The organism is Duganella rhizosphaerae, assembly GCF_040364205.1.
In the GTDB taxonomy this organism is placed as follows: domain Bacteria; phylum Pseudomonadota; class Gammaproteobacteria; order Burkholderiales; family Burkholderiaceae_D; genus Rugamonas; species Rugamonas rhizosphaerae.
Map to the genome: position 1 here is coordinate 22,306 of NZ_BPWK01000022.1, position 23,872 is coordinate 46,177.

Annotated in this window: 17 protein-coding genes; 5 read left to right on the forward strand and 12 right to left on the reverse strand. The window is 66.0% G+C overall.

Going from position 1 to position 23,872, the window contains the following annotated elements:
* Positions 1–60: 60 nt before the first annotated feature.
* On the forward strand, positions 61–2,499 hold the full coding sequence (locus tag RUGAMON1_RS30165; protein WP_445233978.1) for a TonB-dependent receptor plug domain-containing protein: 2,439 nt from the start codon (positions 61–63) through the stop codon (positions 2,497–2,499).
* Here RUGAMON1_RS30165 and pdxR read toward each other — a convergent pair.
* Complete coding sequence (gene pdxR / locus RUGAMON1_RS30170; protein ID WP_445233979.1) at positions 2,496–3,983, reverse strand: MocR-like pyridoxine biosynthesis transcription factor PdxR; 1,488 nt, start codon at positions 3,981–3,983, stop codon at positions 2,496–2,498. The two genes, RUGAMON1_RS30165 and pdxR, sit on opposite strands and share 4 nt — an antisense overlap.
* A 90-nt stretch (positions 3,984–4,073) precedes the next feature.
* Between pdxR and RUGAMON1_RS30175 the strand changes: the two genes are divergently transcribed.
* Positions 4,074–4,730, forward strand: a complete 657-nt coding sequence (locus tag RUGAMON1_RS30175) for a pyridoxamine 5'-phosphate oxidase family protein (protein WP_445233980.1) — start codon at positions 4,074–4,076, stop codon at positions 4,728–4,730.
* A 10-nt stretch (positions 4,731–4,740) separates the two neighbouring features.
* Here RUGAMON1_RS30175 and RUGAMON1_RS30180 read toward each other — a convergent pair whose 3' ends face one another.
* A complete protein-coding gene (locus RUGAMON1_RS30180; protein WP_445233981.1) occupies positions 4,741–5,073 on the reverse strand; it encodes a hypothetical protein in 333 nt (110 codons plus the stop codon).
* A 116-nt stretch (positions 5,074–5,189) separates the two neighbouring features.
* Here RUGAMON1_RS30180 and RUGAMON1_RS30185 point away from each other — a divergent pair, with 116 nt between their 5' ends.
* Both RUGAMON1_RS30185 and RUGAMON1_RS30190 read left to right on the forward strand, forming a co-directional pair.
* Complete coding sequence (locus tag RUGAMON1_RS30185; protein ID WP_445233982.1) at positions 5,190–6,212, forward strand: alpha/beta hydrolase; 1,023 nt, start codon at positions 5,190–5,192, stop codon at positions 6,210–6,212.
* A 213-nt stretch (positions 6,213–6,425) separates the two neighbouring features.
* Positions 6,426–9,155 carry a TonB-dependent receptor gene (locus RUGAMON1_RS30190; RefSeq protein WP_445233983.1) on the forward strand — a complete coding sequence of 910 codons (2,730 nt, stop codon included), beginning with the start codon at positions 6,426–6,428 and terminating at the stop codon, positions 9,153–9,155.
* A 72-nt stretch (positions 9,156–9,227) separates the two neighbouring features.
* On the opposite strand, the gene RUGAMON1_RS30195 is transcribed toward RUGAMON1_RS30190, so the two are convergent.
* The 10 genes from RUGAMON1_RS30195 to RUGAMON1_RS30240 are packed head-to-tail and all read right to left on the reverse strand — an operon-like array spanning position 9,228 to position 22,553.
* Positions 9,228–10,883, reverse strand: a complete 1,656-nt coding sequence (locus RUGAMON1_RS30195; protein ID WP_445233984.1) for a hypothetical protein — start codon at positions 10,881–10,883, stop codon at positions 9,228–9,230.
* Positions 10,884–10,888: 5 nt separating this feature from the next.
* Entirely contained in the window at positions 10,889–12,922 is a 2,034-nt protein-coding gene (locus tag RUGAMON1_RS30200; RefSeq protein WP_445233985.1) for a DUF4175 family protein, read from the reverse strand.
* Positions 12,906–13,949 (reverse strand): BatA domain-containing protein, encoded by a 1,044-nt coding sequence (locus RUGAMON1_RS30205; protein WP_445233986.1) that lies wholly within the window; start codon positions 13,947–13,949, stop codon positions 12,906–12,908. The genes RUGAMON1_RS30200 and RUGAMON1_RS30205 overlap by 17 nt, the downstream gene beginning before the upstream one ends.
* 13 nt (positions 13,950–13,962) lie before the next feature.
* Positions 13,963–14,877 carry a DUF58 domain-containing protein gene (locus RUGAMON1_RS30210; RefSeq protein ID WP_445233987.1) on the reverse strand — a complete coding sequence of 305 codons (915 nt, stop codon included), beginning with the start codon at positions 14,875–14,877 and terminating at the stop codon, positions 13,963–13,965.
* A gap of 6 nt (positions 14,878–14,883) precedes the next feature.
* Positions 14,884–15,882, reverse strand: a complete 999-nt coding sequence (locus RUGAMON1_RS30215; RefSeq protein WP_445233988.1) for an AAA family ATPase — start codon at positions 15,880–15,882, stop codon at positions 14,884–14,886.
* A 2-nt stretch (positions 15,883–15,884) separates the two neighbouring features.
* Positions 15,885–16,505, reverse strand: coding sequence for a DUF4159 domain-containing protein (locus RUGAMON1_RS30220; protein ID WP_445233989.1), 621 nt, complete (start codon positions 16,503–16,505; stop codon positions 15,885–15,887).
* Positions 16,506–16,527: 22 nt separating this feature from the next.
* Entirely contained in the window at positions 16,528–17,865 is a 1,338-nt protein-coding gene (locus RUGAMON1_RS30225; RefSeq protein ID WP_445233990.1) for a TldD/PmbA family protein, read from the reverse strand.
* A 3-nt stretch (positions 17,866–17,868) separates the two neighbouring features.
* Complete coding sequence (locus RUGAMON1_RS30230) at positions 17,869–19,506, reverse strand: TldD/PmbA family protein (protein WP_445233991.1); 1,638 nt, start codon at positions 19,504–19,506, stop codon at positions 17,869–17,871.
* A 54-nt stretch (positions 19,507–19,560) separates the two neighbouring features.
* Complete coding sequence (locus tag RUGAMON1_RS30235) at positions 19,561–20,898, reverse strand: TldD/PmbA family protein (protein WP_445233992.1); 1,338 nt, start codon at positions 20,896–20,898, stop codon at positions 19,561–19,563.
* Between the two features lie 17 nt (positions 20,899–20,915).
* Positions 20,916–22,553: a TldD/PmbA family protein gene (locus RUGAMON1_RS30240; RefSeq protein WP_445233993.1), complete on the reverse strand. Its 1,638-nt coding sequence runs from the start codon at positions 22,551–22,553 to the stop codon at positions 20,916–20,918.
* A 451-nt stretch (positions 22,554–23,004) separates the two neighbouring features.
* Between RUGAMON1_RS30240 and RUGAMON1_RS30245 the strand changes: the two genes are divergently transcribed.
* Positions 23,005–23,817 carry a class I SAM-dependent methyltransferase gene (locus RUGAMON1_RS30245; protein WP_445233994.1) on the forward strand — a complete coding sequence of 271 codons (813 nt, stop codon included), beginning with the start codon at positions 23,005–23,007 and terminating at the stop codon, positions 23,815–23,817.
* The last annotated feature ends 55 nt before the right edge of the window (positions 23,818–23,872 follow it).

Sequence of the window (23,872 nt, forward strand, 5' to 3'; positions counted from 1 at the left end):
CGATAGTATTTTTCTCGACCGTGCTATCCGCGCGCGCGTCCACAACAACGAGAGAGATACATGACAAGAGCACCGCACTTCAAACGCACGCTGGTCGCCAGCGCGATCCTGCTGCTGGCCGCCGGCCAGGGCAGCGCCCAAACCGCCGCCGCCGCCGCAGACACAGCGCCGGCCCAGGAACAAACCGTGGTCGTGCTGGGCTCGCGCTCGGTCGCCAAGACCGCGCTGGACACCTCGGCCCCGGTCGGACTGATCAGCCTGAAAGACATGCAGACCGCCGGCCCGCTGGAACTGGGCAAGCTGCTGCAGACCTTGGACCCATCGTTCAACTTCTCCAGCACCTTCATCAGCGACGGCACCGACTCGATCCGTCCGGCCACGCTGCGTTCGCTGGGACCTGACCAGGTGCTGGTACTGGTCAACGGCAAGCGCCGCCACCAGCAGGCGCTGGTGAACGTGCAGCAGACCATCGGTCGCGGCTCGGCCGGCACCGACATCAACGCCATTCCGCTGGGCGCCATCCACCACATCGAGGTGCTGCGCGACGGCGCCGCCGCCCAGTACGGCTCCGACGCGATCGCCGGCGTGATCAACATCGTGCTGAAGTCGCAAGTCAACGAGACCCAGGTCAGCGGCAGCTACGGCACCACCTCCGAAGGCGACGGCGACGTCTACTCGGGCACCGCCAACACCGGCTTCGCGCTGGGCCAGGACGGCGGCTTCATCAACCTGACCGCCGAAGCGCGCAAGCGCGGCGAGACCAACCGCGCCGGCCCGGATTCGCTGCGCGTCAATCCGCCGCGCGTGACCCAGCACATCGGCGACAGCAACACCAAGGACGGCTACCTGTGGTGGAACGCCGCGCTGCCGATCGACAAAGCCAGCGAGTTCTACGCCTTCGGCGGCGTCTCCAAGCGCAAGAGCGATTCCTTCGGCTTCTTCCGCTCGGCCGGCGACGACCGCACCATCCCGGCGATCTCGCCGAACGGCTACCTGCCGGCGATCCGCACCGACATCAAGGACGCCTCGTTCGCCTTCGGCTACCGCCGCGACCTGGCCAACGACTGGAAGGCCGACGTCAGCATCAACTACGGCGCCAGCGAGCTGGGCTTCCATGAATCGGACAGCGTCAACGTCAGCTACTGGTACGAGAAAAAAGCCGACGGCACCATCTACGCCGAATCGCCGCGCGACGCCAACACCGGCACCTTGAAGTTCAACCAGCTGACCTTCAACGCCGACGTCAAGGGCCCGGTCAAGGTCGGCAACGGCAGCATCTTCCTGGCCACCGGCTTCGAATACCGCGCCGACAACTACCAGATCGTCGCCGGCGACCCGGTCTCCTACCAGTACGGCCGCAGCAACAACCCGGCCATCGTCATCAAGACCCCGAGCGGCGCCACCGCGGCCTCCGGCATCCAGGGCTTCCCTGGCTACACGCCGGCCACCGCCGTCGATTCGGGCCGCCACAACATCGCCCTGTTCCTCGACGCCGAACACAAGCCGCTCGACAACCTGACCCTGGCCGGCGCGGTCCGCTACGAGAAATACTCGGACTTCGGCAGCACCGTCACCGGCAAGCTGAGCGCCCGTTTCGACCCGACCAAGGAAATCGGCTTCCGCGGCAGCCTGTCGACCGGCTTCCGCGCGCCGAGCGTGCAGCAGGAGTTCTACAGCTCCGTGTCGACCAACCTGAACAACGGCGTGCTGACCGAAACCCTGACCGCGCGCCAGGGCAGCGCCGTCACCCAGGCCTTCGGCATCGCGCCGCTGAAAGAGGAAACCTCGACCAGCGGCAGCGTCGGCATGGTGCTGCGTCCGGCGAAGAATATGTCGCTGACCGCCGACCTGTATGAGATCAAGATCAAGGACCGCATCGTGTTCTCGAGCGAGATCGCACCGGAAGCCGGCGGCGGCCCGATCGCCAACATCCTCAAGCCGCTGGGCGTGGGCCAGGCGCAGTTCTTCACCAACGCGGTCGACACCCGCACCCGCGGCCTGGACATCGTGGCCGAGCATACGTCGAAGTTCGCGGCGTCGACCTTGGTGCTGTCGGGCCAGCTGGGCTTCAACAAGACCGAAGTCACCAAGCGTCATTCGACGTCGTCGGTGCTGACCGGCGAGCAGCTGTTCGACAAGTCGCAAGTGACCCTGATCGAACACGGCCAGCCGCGCAAGCACCACGTGGTGGCGGCCGACTACAGCGCCGGCCAGTGGAACGTCAACACCCGCGCCAACTACTACGGCGAAGTGGAAGCGGAAAACTTCAGCCCGCTGCAGAAGTGGGATGCCAAGTGGCTGGTCGACGCCTCGGTACGCTATGCCTACACCAAGCGCACCTTCTTCAGCGTCGGCGTGAACAATATGTTCAACCAGCTGCCGTCGGAGTGGACCAACGGCGGCTCGTTCCCGAAACTGGGCTTCACCCGCTGCTGGGAAACCTGCCCGATCGGCGTCAACGGCCGCTCGATGTACATCCGCGCCGACACCGCGTTTTAATGTCGTCTTGAACGGTTGGCGGCAAACGCCGCCAGGTGCAATATCGCCGCCAACTGTTTGATCAATCCCTCCATCTGCTCGGCCGGCACTTGTGCGTAGCCGAGCATCAGTCCCCGCCAGCCCGACGTACCCTGCGTGTCCTTGCCGCTCAGCGCCTCGGCGACGATGCCGTGCTCCAGCGCCTGCGCGCTGATCGCGTGGTCGTCCAGGTCCGCTTGCGTGAAGCGCAGCGCCAGGTGCATGCCGGCCGAGCCGCCGTGCACCGTCGCCACCGATCCCAGATGTCGTTCCAGCGCCGCCACCAGCGCGTCGCGCCGCTGCCGGTACAGCCGCCGCATGCGCCGCAGGTGCAGCGCGAACTGGCCGCTGCGCAGGAACTCCGCCAGCGCCAGCTGCTCGGCCACGCGCCCGCGCGCGGACGATTGCGCGCGCATCTGCGCGAAGGCCCCGGCCAGCCATGGCGGCACCACCACGAAGCCGATCCGCAGCGACGGGAACATGGTCTTGCTGAAGGTGCCCAGGTAGACCACCGGCGCGTCCGGCGCCAGGCCCTGCATGGCCGACAGCGGCGCGCCGTCGTGGCGGAATTCGCTGTCGTAGTCGTCCTCGATGATCAGCGCGCCGGCGTCGCGCGCGGCGGCGATCAGCGCCAGCCGGCGGCGCAGGCTGAGCACGCTGCCCACCGGGTACTGGTGCGACGGCGTGGTGTACACCAGGCGCGGCGGCCGCAACAGCCAGTCGTCGCCGCTGGGCGCGATGCCGTCGTCGTCGATATCGATGCCGGCCACGTTCAGGCTGGCCGCGCGCGCCGCCGCCAGCGCGCCGCCGTAGCCGGGGTTCTCGATCCAGATGGTGTCGCCGACGTCGGCCAGCGCGCGCACGCACAGATCCAGGCTGCTCTGGGTGCCGTCGGTGATGAACACCTGCGCCGCCTCGCACACCACGCCGCGCGCGGCGCGCAGATGGTCGGCGATGGCTTCGCGCAGCTGCGGCTCGCCGGCCGGATCGCCGTAGTTGAGCTGCTCCACAGTCAGCGCGCGCCAGGCCCGCTCCAGCATGCGGCGCCACAAGGTCAGCGGAAAATGGTCGAGCGCCGGCACGCCAGGCACGAAGGCGCCCATCATCTCGGCCGGTCCCGGCTGCGGGCGCAAGGCGCGCGCGCGCTGCGACAGGCCGGCCTGCGGCACGGCCGCCGTTTGCAGCGCCGCCGGCTTGCGGTCCGGCGCCACGGCCGCCACCACGGTGCCGCGCCGGTCGGTGGTGACGAAGCCTTCGCTGGCCAGCTGCTCGTAGGCGTACAGCACGGTGTTGCGGGCCAGGCCCAGCTCCTCGGCCAGCGCGCGCGAGGCGGCCAGCCGCGTGCCCGCCGCCAGCGTGCCGTTGCGGATGGCGGCGCGCAGGCATTCGTGCAGCAAACGCTGGCGCGGCCAGCCGCGATGGCGGTTCTGCGCGGCGTAGCCGTCGATCAGCAAGGCAAAGTCCATACGTGGCTCCATAGAAATGAATGTTTCTGGACCTGTTGCAGGAGCCAGTCAGCCATTATATTGCGGCTTCAACCTTTTTGGATGGAGATCATGACCGAACCAGCAAACCACGCCGCACCGAGCGAACGCACCCGCGTCCGCCGCATTCCGACCAACGCGCATTACGACACCGCCACGCTGCACGCCATCATCGACGACGCCTACCTGTGCCACATCGCCTTCGCCGACGACAAGGGATCGCACTGCATTCCCACCGCCTGCTGGCGCGAAGGGGATCACCTGTACATCCACGGCTCCAACGGCAGCCGCATGCTCAAGCGTTTGACGGAAAGCGAGACCTGCGTGACCATCACGCACCTCGACGGCCTGGTGCTGGCGCGTTCGGCGTTCAATCATTCGATGAACTACCGCTCGGCGATGATCTACGGACGGTTCGAAGTGGTGGAAGGCGAGGACGAGCGGCGCCGCACGATGGAAGCGTTCATGGAGAAGCTGGTGCCGGGCCGCCAGGCCGATATCCGTCCCGGGTCGGACAAGGAATACGCGGCCACCACCATCATGCGCATCGCGCTGGCCGAGGCGGCCTGCAAGGTACGTTCCGGCGGCGTGGAAGACGATGCGGACGACATGGGCTGGCCGGTGTGGGCGGGCGTGCTGCCGTTCGCGCGCGTGCCAATGAAACCGATCGCCGATCCCGCATGCAGCCATGCCGCGCCGGCCTATGTGGTCGGCTGGCAGAAGTGGTAGCGCAGCGCCATTAATCCGCGCAGGCCCGCGCCGATCCGCAATACGGCACCCGTCCTATCGTCGCCAGAAATGTGATGTTGACGCCGCTTCCTATCTGCACCAGGATGTCGGTGCCCTTGTCGCCGAACACGCTGCGCCCATAGACGACATAGCCGAATTGCCGGCGCAGCCGCAGGCAGATCTGATCGGGCGACATCCGCCGGGCAACGCATTGGGCTACCGCGACACGCATCTTCCTCAGCGTCGCGTCGGGGATCGGTGCGGCGTGGCAGATGCCGCACAGCATCGCCGCCAGCAGCAGCTGACATCCGCGCAGCCGCAAGCCTTGCGTGGGACGTCGCATGGCATCCTCCCGGAAGCGCTCTCAATGCCGCCATTTTAGTTGAAGCGCCTCCGCGCTGCTTGACTCTGACGTGACGTGATACTTCAATCTTGGTGCTTTACCAGGAAAGGAAGATCATGCGTACCTTCAAACAAATTGCCAAGGCCGCCGTCGCCGGCGCGCTCACCTTGTCCATCGTCGCGCCGGCCGGCAGCGCCGGCGCTGGTCCCGTGCCGCTGCGCGAGCAGGACGACGCCGTCACCGTGGCCGGCGTGGAAATCGCCTGCCGCCTCACCTTCCCTGCCGGGAAGCCGCAGGGCGCGGTGCTGCTGCTGCCGGGCTCGCTCTTCAGCGACGTCGACGGCAACTACCCCTCCATGAACCTCAGGCCGCACCTGTATGCGGACCTGGCCGCGCAGCTGGGCGAGCGTGGCTACGCCGTGCTGCGGATGGCGAAGATCGGCCCCGGCACCGGCTCGCGCACGCTCGACCCGCAGGCGGCGGCCCGCCACGCGGCCTTCGCCACCCGGGCCGAAGTCGCCTCGGCCGGCCTGGCGCTGCTGCGCAAGGCCGCGCCGGCCCGTCCGCTGATCGTGGCCGGGCACAGCGAAGGCGCGCTGGTGGCGTCGCTGCTGGCCAGCGGCGCCGACGCGCCGGACATAGCCGGCGTGGTGGCGCTGTCGGGCCCGGCCACGCCGCTGCTCTCGCTGATGCGCGAGCAGCTGGCGGCGATGATGACGCCGGGCGCCGACCTGGCGATGTACGACCGCACCATCGCCGCCCTGCGCGCCGGCGAGCCGCTGCCGGCCGGCGCCCAGGCCGATCCGCAAACGGCGATGCTGGCGAATATGCCGGCCTTCAGCCTGGCCTATCTGCGCAGCACGGACCGGGTCGATCCCGTGGCCGAGCTGGCGCGCGTGCGCCAGCCGGTGCTGATCGTCCAGGGCGGACGCGACGCGTCGGTGCCGCCGGCGCATGCGGACCGCCTCGCCGATGGGCGCATCCATTTGCCGACCGAGCTGGCCCGCTTCCCCGACCTGACCCACTTCTACAAGCTCGCCCCGCCCGGCATCACGCCGATGCAATCGATGGCGCTCGACACCGTCAGCGATCCGGCCGTCGCGGAGCGCATCGTGTTGTGGGCGCGGCGCTTCAAATAGATGTAGTTTACTTACAAAACTCCACCTAACACCATGGTTCAAATACAACATGGAAGCGCTTCCCTAGGGGTATTCCGCCTATTTTTGCGCATTATTGATGTCGATGCATCAATATTCGTTTGACTTGGTTTCTAGTTTTAATACAAGATTGTTTTCAAGCGGCCTCAGAACGCCGTTCAGAAACGACCTTTACAAACACCAGGAGACCTCCAAATGAAGTTGAATACGCACCCGTCCGGCGTCCGCGCCGCCCTTCCCCTGACCCCGGTGGCCGCCGCCTGCGCGGTCCTGATCTCGGCACTGGCCGCGCCGCTGCACGCGGCCGAAGCCAGCGCCGCGCCGCAAGCGGCCGACGCGCCGATGTCGACCGTGGTGGTGTCGGGCATCCGCCGCGGGATCGAGGACGCGATTTCGGTCAAACGGGATGCGACCTCCATCGTTGAATCCATCTCCGCCGAAGACATCGGCAAACTGCCCGACGTCAGCATCGCCGAATCGATCGCCCGCCTGCCCGGCCTGGCGGCGCAGCGCGTGGCCGGCCGCGCGCAGGTGATCAGCATCCGCGGCCTGTCGCCGGACTTCGCCACCACCCTGCTCAACGGCCGCGAACAAGTCAGCACCGGCGACAACCGCAGCGTGGAGTTCGACCAGTACCCATCCGAGCTGCTGAGCGGCGTGACCGTCTACAAGACGCCCGACGCCGGCCTGGTCGGCCAGGGCCTGTCGGGCACCATCGACATGCAGACCGTGCGGCCGCTGGCCTTCCCGGGCCGCACGCTGTCGGTCAACGTGCGCGGCGAACAAAACTCGATGGGCAAGATCGCCAACACCAAGGACACCGGCCACCGCATCAGCGCCAGCTACATCGACCAGTTCGCCAACCGCACGGTCGGCGTCGCGCTCGGCATCGCCAACATGGAATCGCCTATTCTCGACAACGAGACCGGCACCTACGAGCCGTTCGACCAGAGCAAGGTCTCCGGCGTGCCGGCCGGCACCTACGTCACCGCCGGCGTCAAGTCGCTGGCCAAGAGTGGCACCCTCAAGCGCACCGGCCTGATCGGCGTGCTGGAATACCGTCCGAACAAGATGTGGACCAGCACCCTGGACATCTTCGCCTCCGAGTTCAAGCAGGTCGACACCAACAACCAGTTCGAGGTCAACCTGGGCGGCTACAACGGCAGCAACAACCCGGTCGGCTTCAACTACAACAGCACCAACATCGTCAACGGCACGCTGCTGGGCGGCACCGCCACCGGCGCCTACCCGCTGGTGCGCGGCCAGTACAACAACCGCAAGGATGAAATCCGCACCGCCGGCTGGGCCAACAAGTTCAACTTCGGCGGCTGGTCGCTGCTGGCCGACGCCAACTACTCGGAAGCCAAGCGCGACGAGACCTACCTGGAAAACAACCTGCAGCTGCAAAGCGCCGGCGGCGGCGCCTTCAACGACCCGCTGATGACGGTGGGCTGGACGCCGGGCCAATTCGCCACCATCGCCGGCAAACTCAACTACAGCGATCCCACCAAGCTCTATACCGGCAACTCGATCTACGGCTACGGCAGCACCTACTCGCCGCACCTGAAGGACACGCTGAAGAGCTTCAAGCTGGCCGCCACCTTGCCGGCGCCGGAAATGCTGGACAAATACCTGTCCGGCTTCGACATCGGCATGAACTACAGCGACCGCACCAAGACCAAGCGCCAGCCGTCCGGCCAGCTGTTCGCCAAGGGCAATCCGACCATCTCCAGCGACCTGCTTTACGCGCCGGTCGACCTGGGCTTCGCCGGCTCCGGCATCGTCCCTTCGTGGAACGTGCCGGGCGTGATCGCCAAATACTTCGACCCGATCAACTACAGCCTGGCCAACAACGCCGGCACCATCAGCCGCGCCTGGGACGTGACCGAAAAAATCAGCACCGGCTACGCCCGCGCCAACATCGACAGCGACTGGGGCGGCGTGGCGGTGCGCGGCAACTTCGGCGCGCAGCTGGTGCACACCGACCAGTCCTCGCAGTCGCTGTACGCCGACAACGGCGGCGCGGCCCATCCCACCTCGGACGGCAAGGCCTACAACGACGTCCTGCCGAGCATGAACCTGGCCTTCGGCCTGCCGAACGAGCAGACGCTGCGCCTGTCGGTGGCCAAGCAGATCGCCCGCGCCCGCGTCGACCAGCTCAACGCCGGCTTCAACTTCACCGTCGATGCGGGCACCCGCCTGCCGAGCGGCAGCGGCGGCAATGCGCGCCTCGATCCATGGCGCGCCAAGGCCTTCGACATCTCGTGGGAAAAGTACTTCGCCAAGAAGGGCTATGTCGCGCTGGCGGGCTTCTACAAAAAGCTCGACACCTATATCTACACCTTCTCGGAAACCCGCGACTTCTCGCAGTTCACGCCTGGCACCAACGCCATCAGCAACATGGGCCAGTACACCACGTCCTACAATGGCGGCGGCGGCATGCTGAAAGGTGCCGAAGTGTCCGTGTCGGTACCGCTGGAATTGCTGGCGCCCGCGCTGAACGGCTTCGGCGTGCTGGCCAGCACCTCGTACACCGAAAGCGGCATCGACATCAAGCAGGTCAACTCGACCATCGGCAAGATCCAGCTGCCTGGCCTGTCGCGCACCGTCACCAACCTGACGATGTACTACGAAAAGAACGGCTTCTCGACCCGTGTGAGCACGCGCCGCCGTTCGGACTACGTGGGTGAGATCGGCAACTTCGCCGGCGATCGCCAGCTGCGTTACGTGGTGGGCGACAGCCCGGTCGATTTCCAGATCGGCTACACCTTCAACGACGGCGCCTACAAGGGCCTGGGTGTGCTGCTGCAGGTGAACAACCTGACCAACGAGGCGTATGAAACCTACGCCAACAGCAAGGATCGTCAGCTGGAGTATGCGAAGTATGGCCGTACGGTTCTGTTTGGACTGAACTACAAGTTCTGATGTCAGTTCCAAGGATGCCGGCCAAAGTATCAGGCCGGTTTTGATCCTGCAATCCCCGTTGCAGGATCTTTTTTACCGGCGTTGCGCCGACTCGCGATACCACAAGCCCAGCATGCACAGGGCGAACAGCAGCGCAAAAGGCACAGCCGGCAGTGGACGTTCCACTGCCGCGCCGCTGCCCTTGCCGCCGGCGCCAGCGCCAGCGGCCCGCGCCGCATACACCGCCGTCGCCTCGCGCCGCAAGGCCCGCTGCCAGGCCGGCCAATCCTTCACGTCATACACATACTCGAACGCCGGCGCTTCCATGCCCGCCGCGTTGAACTTCGCCCAGCCGGCACGCTGCGGCCACCAGGCGCCGCACCGCGCATCGGCCTTGTCGGCGCGCGCCTGCAATGGGAGAGCAGGTCCGCCGTCGGCCGGCTGCACGCTCGCCACCACGCCGCCTTCCACGCACACTTCGCTGCGCAGGCCGGGGATCGGCATCGGGTCCGGCAGCCGCCAGCTGGTTTTCTGCGCGCCTGCCAATGCGATCTTGTCCATCGCGCCCTGCCACCACAAGGCCAGGGCTTGCGGTGCGCTGATCGCATAGCGGTGCCAGTCCGAGACGCCTATCCACACCACGCGCCCTTGCTGCACATCGCGCTGCCACAACCACGGCAGCTTCTTGCCGTCGCGCGCCACGACGGACCACGGCGCGGCCGCGTTGTCGCCGGGGTTCAAGCCGGCCGGCGGCATCGCCAGCGCGGCGCCGGCGACGGTGAACTGGCGCGTGTCCTCCTTCTCCGTGGTCGGCGATTGTGGATGCAGGCGCAGGCCGAACTCGCGCTGCCACATGGCGGCGTCGGCGGCGTTCGCGCCCAGCACCACCAGCGGCACGCCTTGCCGCGTCTGCGCCAGCAGCGCGCTGCGCGCCGACGGATTCATATGCTCGACGTAGGCGGCATCGACAAACATCGCGTTAGGGGCCGTCAACGGAGCGCGGGCGGTTTCGCTGCGCGCCACCGCCTTGCCCAGCGCGACGTTCCAGTCGAGTATCGCGTTGCCGTCGGCCAGCAGCTGATTCAGTGCGCGGGCGTCGAACGACGGCGCGTCGAAGCGGCCCTGTATCTGCAAGGGCAAGGCATCCTTGACGTGCAACGGCACCGGGCCTTGCGCGATGATTTTTCCTGCGGCGTCCAGCAGGCGCGCCTGCAACACCATCGCCTCCGCCACCGGCGGCAGCCATTGCACGCTCAGCTGCGAAGTGGCGGCAGCGGAAAGATTCGAATCCGCCAGCACCTGCTTGTTCTCGGCCAGCAGCTGCAGGCGCCAGCCTGGCTGCGCCTGCGCGCGCCGCACCGTCAAGGTGAAGATGCGGCCCAGCGACATCGAACGGGGGAAGTCCAGCCACAGCATGTCGGCGGCGGCAGGCTGCCACTGCACGCGGCGCGCAGGCAGGTCGCCCCACTCCGCGGCGCGCAGGCCGTCGCCGCTCAAGGCGATGGCCTGCGCGCGCGGTATCGCCAGCAATGAAGCCTCGCTGATGTCGCCGTTTGCGCCGGTCGCTACCGCCGCAATGTTCTCGCCCGCTTGCGGCAAACGCATGTCGGCCAGCGAGACCGCCAGCGATGCCGATGCCACGGCGATCAGTGATGCGTTGATCCAATTGCGCTTGCGGCCATACAGCACGGCGCTGACTGCGCCGACGGCCAGCACCGCCGCAGGCGCCGCGATTGTGGTGAGTTCCATGTTGATCATTTCGGCTGCTCCTTGCCACTCCAGGCCTGACGGAACGGCGTATCCGTCGAAGGCCGCGCCTGCAGCAGCACCGGCGCATCCGCCAGTGTGCCGCGCAGCCATGCCCGCAGCTCGCCGCGACAGACGACGCAGCCATCCTGCACATCCTGCACCGCACGCTGGGCGCTCAGTTTCTGTTCCTGGTCGGTGATGCGGGCGGCGATGGTGTCGCGCGCGGCCTTGCTCCACAGGGCAGGCAATGCGCCGTCCTGCGACAGGGCTTGCACCAGTTCGCGTACTTCGGCCGGCACGGTGTCGCCGGCGGAACCCTGCGCGCGCTTGTAGCTCAACACGCCGACGATGTCGCCACTCATGCGTTTTTCTTCCTTCAGCGCGGGCGGCACGAAGGCGGTGCGGTGCAGGTAGATGCGCTCCGCGGCCTGCAATTCCTTGATCGCGTCCAGCGCCTTGTATTCAAGCGGCAGCGCGGGCTTGGGCGAGATGGCGCGCAGCGATTTTTCCGCATCCCACATCGCCGATAGTGCGCGCTTCAGTATCGCCTTGGTCTTGGGATCGAAGATGGTGGCGTTGTCTTCCTGGTCGTGCGCGTGGCCGAACTCCTTCAATACCGACATGTCGTTGCCAAAGCCCGGTTTGCTGCTGGGGCGTTCCTCGCCCTCATGTTCATGCTCGTCGCCGAACAGGCTGGATTCCTCGCCGAGGAACTGGCCGTAGCGCAGCCGCAGCTTGGCCTGGTCGGAGGCGATGGTTTCGCTGCGCTCGCGCAGCGTGGCCGCCGGCATGTTGGGGTGAGCCTGCATGTCGGCCACCAGCTGCTCGGTGTCGATGATGATCTGGCGCTGGCTGCGCAGGTTCTCAGGTTTGGCGATCGATGGCAGCGCAGTCGAGTCCAGGCTCTCCGCTTCCGGTGCGGGCAGGCGCAGCGTGTAGGTCGGCGACTGGGTGGTGTGTGGATTGTCCGGCGAATTGTCGGTGGCGCGCACGAAGAAGTACAACTCGTCGCCGGGCTCCATGCCCAGCTCCGCCAGCGTCCACTGCTTTTTCCAGTTGCGGACTTTGGGGTCGGACGATTGCGGCAGCGGCACTTCGCGGTCGCTGAAGCGGATGTTCTCGCCGCTGCCGCGCGCCAGCGTCATGTGCAGGCTGGCGCGCACGATCGCGTAGTCGTCGCGGGCGGTGACGGAGATCTGTACGGTCTTCGCGTCCTTGGCGAGGATATGTATCAATTCGCTCGGCTCGATGATGGTCACTTGCGGCGCCTGGTCCGGCGTCACGCGGATGTTGTAGCGCGTGCCGTTCTTGCCGCGCGCGCGCCAGAACAGCGATTCTTCGACGCGCTTCATCGCGCAAGCTTCGGTGACGGGCAGGCTGACTCCATCGCCCAGCTCCACCGCCGGCTGCGGGCCGCTCGGCTTGCGCACGCACCAGCGCACTTCGGAAAATTGCGGCACCTGGATGTCGCGGGCGGCGGTCTCGAACGGCTGGACGCCGGTGTAGGCCGGCGGCGTGACGCGCAGGTAGATCTCGCCGTCGACGATGGGCTTGGCCGCCTGGCTAGCGGCGGTGGTTGCGACGGCGGCGCTCTGCTTGCCATGGTAGCCCCATGCGGCGCCTGCGGCGGCAAGGCCGAGCAGGATGGGCATGACGCTGATGCGTACGCGGCTGCGGGTGATGCTGCGGTAGTCGCCCTCGCCCAGCACGGAGGCCAGGCGGGTTTGCAGGCGTTGCTGCTGGAGTTTGGCGATGGGCGTGATGGCGTCGGCGGCCAGCAGCGTGCTGCTGTCTTCCAGCGCGGGGATGGCGGCATTCAGCCACGAGGTCCATTCCCGATTGACCCGCAGTCGCCAGCGGTAGATGTCAGCCAGCATCCAGACGGCCCATGGCAGCATCGCGGCGGCGGCCAGGTGCGCGGCAGGGAGCATGACGACGGCGGCAACCAGTGGCGCCAACGCGGCCAGCCACTGGGGCGCGCGGCGGCGCATGACGGCGGCCCACAGGTGGCGGCGCAGAATATCAGTTTCGCCGTGCATGGGTCAGTATCCGTTCAAGTAAAAACAGCGCCAGCAGGGCAAGGGCGAGCCAGGCGGCCGGCTTGGCGTCGGTGATGGCGGGGAGCGCGCTGCGCGCGGCGGACAGCGCTTGCGATGGCATCGGGTAGGCCGGTGCGGGGGCCGGGGCGAGCTGCTGCCAGGCTTCGTAGAGAGCGCGCGCGGTGTCGGCGTCGCGTGGCGGCATGACGTCGGAGGTCCAGAGACGGCCGCGCGGCGAGTCGGCGTATTTCAGTGTGACGCCGTTGATGGTCAGCGCTGAAGCGTTTGCCAGTTCGGGGAAGCCGGTTGGCGCGGCGATCCACCAGTGCGGGGCGCTCCAGTTGGCGGGCGGCGCGGCGGCGGACTCCCAGACGATCAACTCGGTTTTTGCGTCTGGTTCGGCAGCGAGCGTGTAGCGGTTGGCGCCATCGCCGGCGCGGTTGAAGGCGGCAAATAGCGAGCGCCAGACGGCGCCCTGCTCCTGCGCGCCCGTCAGCACGATGTGGCGCTCGGTCGGCGTCGGCGTGGCAGGGGCGGACGGCGGCTTGGTGCGCAGCTCCACCTGATGGCTGAATTGCGGCACACGGGCCGGCATCGCCACCTGGTCGGCGCGGGCGACGACCAGCAGACGCGCGCCGGGACGCCAGTCGCGCTCGTGCTGGCGCAGCCACTGCAAGCCGTTCGACGGCAGCTCGATGCGCTGCGCCGTCCCCATGCCTGCGGCGGCGATCTGCTGCTCCGCCCACGCTTTGTCTGCGCCGGCATCCAGCAGCACGGTATCGCCACGCCACGGAAAAATGGACGCGGCCAGCCAGGCGATCAGCGCCACCAGCATCAGGCAGCGCACCAGCAACAGCAGGCGGTCGCGCCACTGCCATACGCGCAGCTGCTCCGGCGCGGCCGACGGCAGGAAGCGCGCCGTCGCCAGCGGTTCGGCCTTCAGCCGCTGGCGTTTCTGGCGATGCCACCATACCGGCAGCAACAGCACCGGCAGCGCAAACCACCACAAGGGATAAGAACTCAGCATCGACAACCCATCTTCATTTTGCGCGCGCTCCGGCCAGCTGCAACCAGCTGCGCAGCACGCCGCCCAGAGGCTGCTCGATACGCGCCTCGTAGTGGACGATATTGTTTTGACGGCAGCTGGTCGCCACCGCATCGAAGTGCGCCCGGCTCTGCTGCCTGTAGCTTTCGCGGTCGGCGTTGCTCATGCGGTGCAAGCCATCGCTCTGTTCCGGATCGCGGTAGGCCGCGCCGGCCTTGAAGCTGGCATCCACCTCGGCCTGCGTGCGCAAGGTCAGCAGGCGCACGTCGTGCCGCAGGCTGCGCAGGCGCAGCAGCGCCTCGCTCAACGGCGACGGCCAGTCGAGGAAATCGCTGGCGGCAAAAATGAGACTTGGCGAGCGGGCGAAATGCAGGTTGGCCTTCAACACCTCGGCGCTGGGCAGGCTGCCTTCCGGCTTGGCCTTGGCCAGCTGCGCCAGCACGCGCTGCAACTGGCGCGGCCCGCGTGAGGCTTGCGTGAACTCGACCTTGCCGCCTCCGCACACCACCAGCCCGAACGCATCGCCCTGCCGTTGCGCGATGGCCGCCACGCAGGCCAGCACAGTGCGCGCGAACCACAGCTTGTCGACGCCGTTGATCTCGCGGCTGGGCTCCGCCATCGAGGCGCTGGCGTCCAGCCACAGCCAGGTGGCGACGTGGCTGTCGCGCTCCGCCTCGCGGACGAAGTAGCGGTCCGCGCGCGCCAGCAGCTTCCAGTCGACGCGGCGCCACTCGTCGCCCGGCGCGTAGGCACGGTACTCGGAGAACTCGACGCCGGCGCCGCGCTCGCGGCCCGCGTGCAGGCCATGGCCCAGACCCGCCAGCACGTGGCGGATCACCAGCTCCAGGTCCTTGGTCTGCGCCATCATCGCCGTCATGGTGGCAGCGGACGGTTTAAAGGTCGATTGCATCGCGGCTTAGTCTGGGCGGATATGCTCGCGCAGCGCCAGCAGGATGTCGGCGATCGCCACGCCATCCGCTTCCGCCTCGAAGTTGCGGATCACGCGGTGCGCCAGCACCGGCAGCAGCATCTCGCCGATGTCCTCGCGGGTGACGGCCAGGCGGTTGTGCATCAGCGCGCGCGCCTTGGAGGCCAGCACCAGCGCCTGCCCCGCGCGCGGACCAGCGCCCCAGCCGACGTGCTTCTTCACCGCCGGCACCGTCGTCAGCGCCGGACGGGTGGCGCGCACCAGCCGCGTCGCATACGCCAGCAGGTGATCGCCGATCTCGATGTCGCGCACCAGCTGCTGCAAGCGCAGCAGGGTCGCCACGTCCATCACCGGGTCGGCGTCTTTCAGGCCGGCGTGGGTGGTGGCGGAGACCATCGCGATCTCCTCTTCCTCGGTCGGATAGACCACGTCGATGCGCAGCAGGAAGCGGTCCAGCTGTGCTTCCGGCAGCGGATAGGTGCCTGCCTGCTCGATCGGGTTCTGCGTCGCCAGCACGAAGAAAGGCTTGGGCAGCTGGTGCGTCTGGCCGGCGAAGGTGACGCTGCGTTCCTGCATTGCCTCCAGCAGCGCCGATTGCGTCTTCGGCGGCGCGCGGTTGATCTCGTCGGCCAGCAGCACCTGCGTAAACACCGGCCCGCGCTGGAAGCGAAACTCGCGCTTGCGGGTCGCATGGTCTTCTTCCAGGATCTCGGTGCCGACGATATCGGACGGCATCAGGTCGGGCGTGAACTGCACGCGATGGAAATCCATGTCGGTCGCCTGCGACAGCGACTTCACCAGCAGCGTCTTGCCCAGTCCCGGCACGCCTTCCACCAGCGCGTGGCCGCCGGCCAGCAGGCAGATGATCAGCGAATCGATCACGTTTTCCTGGCCGATGATCACGCGGGACATACTCGCCTTCAGCGCCGCCACCTTGGCGCTCAGCGCGCCGATTTCATTTTCGCTCCAGGCGATTGCACTATCCAAGATCAAGCTCCCAAGGCATATTGAATGATATTGACCGCAAAGCGGGTATTGTCGACCACCAGCCAGCGCTTGTTGCGGAAGTCGTAGTCCCACTCGCAGCCGTAGTCCTTGTTGCTGTATAAAAGCCGCACGCGGCCGCCCACTTCCACCGCCTTCAGGTAGTCGTGCACCAGATCGTCGCCCCAGCCGTTGAGCTCCACGCTGGTGTTCGGCGGACCGTCGAAATGGAAGAAGCTCGAATACACCGGATGCGAATTCGGGATCTTGTGCAGCGCCTTGGGCCCGAAGATGCGGCCGATTTCGGCCTCGAACGATTTGGCGAACAGACCGTCGATATCGTGGTTGCAGTCGTCCACGAACAGGAAGCCGCCGCCCTTGATGTAGCGCTCCAGGTTCTTGCGCTCGGTCGGCGTGAACTGCACCAGCTTGTGGCCGGCGAAATAGCAGAACGGCGCCTCCAGCATCTTCGGATCGGACAGCGCGACGATGCGTTCGACGGGATCAACCCGCAAGGTCGTGTATTCGACCAGCGAGTTGAGCACGTTGCTCGGCATGCGGATATCGACATCCCAGTCGCCCGACTCGTAGGTCAGGCGGGTGAAGTAAAAATCGTAGTTGGCCACGCGGTTCCCTTAACCTTTGTCTTTATACCGCGTCCGACAAGGAGGTGAAGTTGAAGTCGCGCACCTTCATCGGCGGGATCAGCATCTGGTAACGCACCTCGTCGCCGCCGATCACCACCGGCTTGCCCAGTTCATCGATATTGTTCAGCATCGACACCGGGCTTTCGTTGAAGCGGAAATTCTTGATCGGATGCTTGATCTTGCCGTTCTCGATGTAGAAGGTGCCGTCGCGCGTCAGCCCGGTCAACAGCAGCGACTGCGGATCGACCATGCGGATGTACCAGGTGCGGGTGACCAGCACGCCCTTCTTGGTCGACGCGATCAGCTCCTCGGTCGACTTGCCGCCGCCCGCCATGATCATGTTGCCGTGACGGCCGGCGGCGCGCTGGCCCTGCTTCTCGGCCCAGTAGCGGGTGTAGTCCAGCGAGGCCACCTTGCCGCCCTTGATGACGTCCGTACGCTCGCGCGCCAGCATCGACGAGTCGTCCCACGCCAGCACCGGCACGTCCTTGTCCCACGGATCGGCCCAGACGTTGACCTGCTCGTCGAACAGCTTCTCGCCCAGGCGGTTGCCGCCGCCCTTTTTCGACAGGAAGCTGCGGCCCTCGTCGGCGCGACGCGCGTCGAAGGCGCCGAACATGCGGCCGATGATTTCCGACGTCGCCGCCGGCTCCAGGATCACCGTGTAGCGGCCCGGTTCCAGCGCCTTGGCCTCCACCGATTTCAGCGCTTTCTCGATCGCGATCTCGGATGCTTCGCGGGCGTCGAACTTCTTCGCATCGGTGGCCGAGCGCGTGGCCCAGCCGGAACCGCGGCCGTCCTCGGTGCGGGTGGTGATGGTGAAGCCCAGGTTGCTCAAGGTCTGGTAGCCGAACACGCCGTTCGAGTTGGCCACCGTTTCGAAACCGGTGGTGTCGCTGAAGAAGCCCGCCGCGACCAGGCCCTGCTTGCGGCAGGCGTTGATGCTGACGGCCGCCACTTCGGCGCGGTACTCCGGATCGATGGCGGCGGTGGCTTCGTTGTAGGTGGCGGATGACTTGTAGTCCTGCTTCTTGATCGCCGGCTGGAACTCGGGATTCTCCGGCGCCAGGCGCGCCACGTCTTCGGCGCGGCGCACCGCGCGCTCCAGCGCCTTGTCGTCGAACTCATTGATCGAGGCCGTGCCCTGGCGCTTGCCGAAAGCGACGCTGACGGTCAGCTGCGTATTCTCGGTCAGGCCGGCGGTCGACACGGCGTTGCGCGCGTAGCGGATATTGCCGTTGCGGCTACCGCTGATCTGCACGCGGCACTCGTCGGCCTTGGACAGCGACATCACCTTGTCGCTAATGCGTTTTGCTTCTTCCTGATTCAGCATCTTCATTGATTATCCTATCTTGCGAGCGGTGTTGATGACGTTGATGCCGTTGAAGCGCGTGGTCGGCGACCCGTGCGATACGGCGCTGACCTGCGAAGGCTGGCCCTTGCCGTCGAAGAAGGAGCCGCCCATGCGCCAGTCGCGTTCATCGCACAGCGCCGAGCAGGCGTTCCAGAACTCCTGGGTGTTGGACTGGTAGGCCACGTCTTCCAGCTGGTTGGTGATCTTGCCGTTCTTGATCTCGAAGTACAGCTGGCCGCCGAACTGGAAGTTGTAGCGCTGCTGGTCGATCGAGTACGAGCCGCGGCCCAGGATGTAGATGCCCTTCTTGACGTCCTTGACCATGTCGTCCGGTGTCAACGGCTTCTTGCCCGCCTCCAGCGACACGTTGGGCATGCGCTGGAACTGCACGCTGCTCCAGCTGTCCGCATACGAGCAGCCGTGCGATTCCTTCTCGCCGATGATGGCCGCCTGGTCGCGCGTGGCCTGGTAGTTGACCAGGATGCCGTTGCGGATCAGGTCCCAGCGCTTGGAGGCCACGCCTTCATCGTCGTAGCCCACGCAGCCCAGCGAGCCTGGCGTGGTCTTGTCGGCGACGATGTTGACCAGGTCCGAACCGTACTTGAAGTTTTTGCTCTTCCACTTGTCCAGCGTGGCGAAGCTGGTGCCGGCGTAGTTGGCCTCGTAGCCCAGCACGCGATCGAGTTCGGTGGCGTGGCCGACCGATTCGTGGATGGTCAGGAACAGGTGTTCCGGCGACAGCACCAGGTCGTACTTGCCCGGTTCGACGGTTTTCGCGGTCAGCTTTTCGCGGGCCTGGCGGCCGGCGGCGCGCGCGTCCTCGATCAAGTCGTAGGCGCCCTTGTACAACGTGGTGACGTTGCCGGCGGCCTTGATCTTGTTGGACTCTTTGGCGTCGAAGAATTCATAGCCCATGCTGGCCGGCGAGGACAAACCGTCGCGCGTGCGGAAGCGGTTGGTGGCCTTGTCGACGGCGGTGGCGGTCAGCGGCGACCACAGACGGTGGATGTCCTGGTCGATGTAGGAGCCGTCGGTGGAGGCGAAGTACTTCTGCTGGTTCACCTGGAACAGGTTGGACGACATGAAGCTGGCGCCCGCGTCCAGGCCGGCCTTGTTGGCGGCGATCAGCATCTCGGCCTTTTCCTTGATCGCCACGGTGCGCCAGTCCTTCTTGAACGGCGTGGCCCATGCCACTTCGCCGACGCCCTTGACGGGGGCCAGCACCACAGGCTCGGTTTGCAGCTTGGCGTTGGCGCGCGCGATGGCGACCGCCTGGCGCGCGGCCGCTGCCACCGAGTCCAGCGTCATGACGTTGGTCGAGCAGAAGCCGTAGGCGCCGTTGGCGATCACGCGCACGCCGATGCCGGAGGATTCGGTGTTGACGATGTTTTCCACGTTCAGGTCGCGCGTGGTGAGGAACTGGTTCAGGTAGCGGCCGATACGCACGTCGCAGTAGCTGGCGCCGGCCTTGGTGGCGGCGTTCAGCGCGGCGTCGGCCAGCGATTTCTTGAACTGCACGGCCACGGGGTTGAGCAGCTCTTCGGCCGCGATGGCGTTGCCGAAGACAGGAATCAGCAGGCTGCCACCGGCGGCCGCACTAACTTTTAGAAATGAACGTCGTTCCACATTAACTCCCTGAAAAATGTAACAGGGCCGGAACTTAGTCCGGCCCCTGATGCTTTAAACCGCGTCCGACAACGAGGTGAAGTTGAAGTCGCGTACCCGCATCGCCGGTATCAGCAGCTGGAACTGCGACTCGTCACCCGCCAGGATCTCCGGCCGCCCCAGCTCCTCGATGTTGTTCAACATCGTCACCGGGCTTTCGTTGAAGCGGAAGTTCTTGATCGGATGCTTGATCTTGCCGTTCTCGATGTAGAAGGTGCCGTCGCGCGTCAAGCCGGTCAGCAGCACCGACTGCGGATCGACCATGCGGATGTACCAGGTGCGGGTCACCAGCACGCCCTTCTTGGTGTTGGCGATCAGCTCCTCGGTCGACTTGTTGGTGCCGGCCATGATGATGTTGCCCGGCGATCCGACGGCGCGCTTGCCCTGCTTCTTGGCCCAGTAGGTCGAGTAATCGAGGTTGGCGATCTTGCCGCCCTTGATGATGTCCTGGCGTTCGCGCGCCAACATGTTCTGGCCGTCCCACGGCAGCACCGCCACGTCCTTGTCCCATGGATCGGCCCAGACGTTGACCTGTTCGTCGAACAGCTTCTCGCCCATGCGGTTGCCGCCGCCCTTTTTCGACAGGAAGCTGCGGCCCTCGTCGGCCTGGCGCGCGTCGAAGCCGTTGAACATGAAGCCCAGCAGGTCCGAGGTCGCCGCCGGCTCCAGGATCACCGTGTAGCGGCCCGGCTCCAGCGCCTTGGCGTCCACCGAACGCAGCGCTTTTTCAATCGCCACGTTGGACGCTTCGCGCGCGTCGAACTTGCTGACGTCGCCCACGCTGCGCTTGACCCAGCCCGAACCGCGGCCGTCTTCGGTGCGCACGGTCACGGTGAAGTCCAGCCCCGTGTCCTGCTGGTAGCCGAACACGCCGTTCGAGTTGGCGATGACGTTGAACTTGGTGCTGTCGCTGAAGAAGCCGGCCGCCACCAGCTTGTTCTTCTTGCTGTTCTCGATGCTGTAGGCCGCCACCTGCGCGCGGAATTCAGGATCGATGTCGGCGGTCTTCTGGAAGAAGGTCTCGCTGGCCTTGTATTGCTGCTTGGTCGGCGTCGGCATGAACTCCGGATTTTCCGGCGCCAGGCGGGCCAGGTCTTCCGCACGGCGCACCACTTTTTCCAGCGACTTGTCGTCAAACTCGTTGATGGTGGCCGTGCCCTGCTTCTTGCCGAAAGCGACCGACACCGCCAGCTGCGTGTCCTCGATCAAGCCGGCGGTCGACACGGCGTTGCGCGCGTAGCGGATGTTGCCCTTGCGGCTGCCGGTGATGCTCACTTCGCACTGGTCGCCCTTGGAAAAGGACAGCACTTTGTCGCTGATGCGTTTTGCTTCGTCTTGACTCAAATTCTTCATCTCGTGGTCTCCAGGGCTTAGCCGATTTTGCGTGCGGTGTTGATGACGTTGATGCCGTTGAAGCGCGCCGTGCTGGCGCCATGCGACACCACCGACACCTGCGAAGGCTGGCCTTTACCGTCAAAGAAGGAACCGCCCATGCGCCAATCGCGCTCGTCGCACAGACCGGCGCAGGCGTTCCAGAACTCCTGGGTGTTCGATTGATACGCCACGTCTTCCAGCATCTCGCCGATCTTGCCGTTCTTGATTTCGTAGAACAGCTGGCCGCCGAACTGGAAGTTGTAGCGCTGCTGGTCGATCGAGAAGGAACCGTCGCCGACGATGTAGATGCCCTTCTTGACGTCCTTGACCATTTCGTCCGGCGTCATCTTCTTTTTACCGGCTTGCAGCGAGACGTTGGGCATGCGCTGGAACTGCACGCTGCTCCAGTTGTCCGCGTACGAGCAGCCGTGCGATTCCTTCTCGCCGATGATGTGGGCCTGGTCGCGCGTGGCCTGGTAGTTGACCAGGATGCCGTCCTTGATGATGTCCCAGCGCTTGCACTTGACGCCTTCGTCGTCGTAGCCGACGTTGGCCAGCGAGCCCGGGGTGGTCTTGTCGGCGACGATGTTGACCATCTCCGAGCCGTACTTGAACTTCTTGGACTGCCATTTGTCGAGCGTGGCGAAGCTGGTGCCGGCGTAGTTGGCCTCGTAGCCCAGCACGCGATCGAGCTCGGTCGGGTGGCCGACCGATTCGTGGATGGTCAGCCACAGGTGTTCCGGCGACAGCACCAGGTCGTACTTGCCCGGCTCGACCGACTTGGCGGTCAACTTCTGCTTGGCCTGCTTGCCGGCCGCGCGCGCATCTTCGATCAGGTCGTAGGACTTGGTGTACAGCGTGGTCACGCCGCCGGCCGCCTTGATCTTGTGCTCCGGACGCGCGTCCAGGTATTCGTAGCCCATGCCGACCGGCGACGACAGGCCCTGGCGCGAACGGAACTTGTTGGTCTTCTGGTCGACGGCGGTGGCGAACACCGGCATCCACAGGCGGTGCACGTCCTGGTCGATGTAGGAGCCGTCGGTGGAGGCGAAGTACTTCTGCTGGTTGACCTGGAACAGCAGCGACTGCATGAAGCTGGCGCCGCCCTCCATGCCGGCCTTGTTGGCGGCGATCAGCAGCTCGGCCTTGTCCTTGATGGCGACGGTGCGCCAGTCCTTGACGATGGGCGTGGCCCACGACACTTCGCCGACGCCCTTGACCGGGGCCAGGATCACCGGCTCGGTCTGCAGCTTGGCGTTGGCCTTGGCGATGGCGACCGCCTGGCGCGCGGCGGCGGCGACGCCGTCCGGGCTCATGTCGTTGGTGGCGGCGAAGCCGTAGGCGCCGCCGGCGATCACGCGCACGCCGACCCCGGCCGATTCCGTGTTGACCACGTTCTCGACGTTCAGGTCGCGGGTGGTGATGAACTGGTTCAGGTAGCGGCCCACGCGCACGTCGCAGTAGGAGGCGCCGGCCTGGGTCGCCGCGGTCATCGCGGTATCGGCCAGCATTTTCTTGAATTGCAGGGCGACTGGCTTGAGCAGTTCTTCCGCCGCGATTGCGCGACCGAAGGCGGGCAGCAGCATCGTGCCCAGGGCCAGACTACTAACATTGAGGAATGCACGTCGTTCCATCGTATCTCCAAAAACGTAACAGCAAGGATTAGATTGCGGGCCGGTCGCCCGGGGTTCTGCTTTTTATTTGCTTTTCTAGCTGGAACTACTTCGTTACCGCTCGTTGCTTTGCACTACACCTGAATATCCGCCGCCGTTTCCGCCGGTTTAGCAATATTAGCGCCGGATTAAGGAAGGGGATAGGCAAAATTTGTGCCACGGGGATTCATGTTGCAAGTTGGTGTGGCGGCAGGAGTTTGAGAGCTACGCCAGCGGTGCAGTGTCCGCCGATCTGTCCGCCCGACTGTCCGCCAGTGTCCGAAAGTGTCCGCCAGGTGTCCGCCGGGGTGGCCGTCACGGTCGGGCGGAGCGCCGTCCCAATTCGCTTGACCTTCCGACAAGCCTGCACCATGATCGCGCAGGGCGAGCGGCCGCGCATCGTCCGAACAAACGAACCCTCAGGAGACTTTGCATGAAACGAACCGTACTTGCCGCCCTGGCCACCACCATGCTGATCGCCGGCGGCGCCGGCGCCGCCGAAGATGCGGCGCTGAAGGCCGCCATCGCCGCGCCGTCGCGCACGCCGGCCAACGTCGAGCGCGACGTCTACCGCCATCCGTATGAAACGCTGGCCTTCTTCGGCATCAAGCCGAGCATGACGGTGGTCGAGCTGGCGCCGGGCGGCGGCTGGTACACCGAGATCCTGGCGCCCTACCTGCGCGAGCACGGCAAGCTGATCGCCGCCGGCGACGACCTGGCTTCGCCCGACGCCAACGAGCGCAAGGGCGCCGAGCGCTTCATGGCGCGCCTGAACGCCAAGCCGGAGGTGTACAACAAGGTGGCGCTGGGCGTGTTCTCGCCGCCGCGCAAGTACGAGTTCGCGCCGGCCGGCAGCGTCGACATGGTGCTGACTTTCCGCAACGTCCACAACTGGATGGAGACCGGCCCGGACAACCTGAAGACCTTGTTCGGCAGCGTCTACGCCAGCCTGAAGAAAGGCGGCGTGTTCGGCGTGGTCGAGCACCGCCTGCCGGCCTCGAAGGTGCAGGACAAGGACGCCAGCAGCGGCTATATGCACGAGAAATATGTGATCGGCCTGGCCGAGGCGGCCGGCTTCAAGCTGGCGGACAAGTCGGAAGTGAACGCCAATCCCAAGGACAACGCCGAGCACAAGGGCGGCGTCTGGGCGCTGCCGCCGACCTACACCAACAAGGACCAGGACCGCGCGATGTACAAGGCCATCGGCGAGAGCGACCGCATGACGCTGAAGTTCGTCAAGCCCTGACCCCGAACCGGCGCGCCGCCGCCGGGGTCAGACCCCGTACGGGGTCTGACCCCTG

What these genes read in the sequence shown, in the direction of transcription:
- RUGAMON1_RS30165 (WP_445233978.1), top strand. Translation starts at nt 61, where the DNA reads ATGACAAGAGCACCGCACTTCAAACGCACGCTGGTCGCCAGCGCGATC.
- pdxR (WP_445233979.1), bottom strand. Translation starts at nt 3,983, where the DNA reads ATGGACTTTGCCTTGCTGATCGACGGCTACGCCGCGCAGAACCGCCAT.
- RUGAMON1_RS30175 (WP_445233980.1), top strand. Translation starts at nt 4,074, where the DNA reads ATGACCGAACCAGCAAACCACGCCGCACCGAGCGAACGCACCCGCGTC.
- RUGAMON1_RS30180 (WP_445233981.1), bottom strand. Translation starts at nt 5,073, where the DNA reads ATGCGACGTCCCACGCAAGGCTTGCGGCTGCGCGGATGTCAGCTGCTG.
- RUGAMON1_RS30185 (WP_445233982.1), top strand. Translation starts at nt 5,190, where the DNA reads ATGCGTACCTTCAAACAAATTGCCAAGGCCGCCGTCGCCGGCGCGCTC.
- RUGAMON1_RS30190 (WP_445233983.1), top strand. Translation starts at nt 6,426, where the DNA reads ATGAAGTTGAATACGCACCCGTCCGGCGTCCGCGCCGCCCTTCCCCTG.
- RUGAMON1_RS30195 (WP_445233984.1), bottom strand. Translation starts at nt 10,883, where the DNA reads ATGGAACTCACCACAATCGCGGCGCCTGCGGCGGTGCTGGCCGTCGGC.
- RUGAMON1_RS30200 (WP_445233985.1), bottom strand. Translation starts at nt 12,922, where the DNA reads ATGCACGGCGAAACTGATATTCTGCGCCGCCACCTGTGGGCCGCCGTC.
- RUGAMON1_RS30205 (WP_445233986.1), bottom strand. Translation starts at nt 13,949, where the DNA reads ATGCTGAGTTCTTATCCCTTGTGGTGGTTTGCGCTGCCGGTGCTGTTG.
- RUGAMON1_RS30210 (WP_445233987.1), bottom strand. Translation starts at nt 14,877, where the DNA reads ATGCAATCGACCTTTAAACCGTCCGCTGCCACCATGACGGCGATGATG.
- RUGAMON1_RS30225 (WP_445233990.1), bottom strand. Translation starts at nt 17,865, where the DNA reads ATGAAGATGCTGAATCAGGAAGAAGCAAAACGCATTAGCGACAAGGTG.
- RUGAMON1_RS30235 (WP_445233992.1), bottom strand. Translation starts at nt 20,898, where the DNA reads ATGAAGAATTTGAGTCAAGACGAAGCAAAACGCATCAGCGACAAAGTG.
- RUGAMON1_RS30240 (WP_445233993.1), bottom strand. Translation starts at nt 22,553, where the DNA reads ATGGAACGACGTGCATTCCTCAATGTTAGTAGTCTGGCCCTGGGCACG.
- RUGAMON1_RS30245 (WP_445233994.1), top strand. Translation starts at nt 23,005, where the DNA reads ATGAAACGAACCGTACTTGCCGCCCTGGCCACCACCATGCTGATCGCC.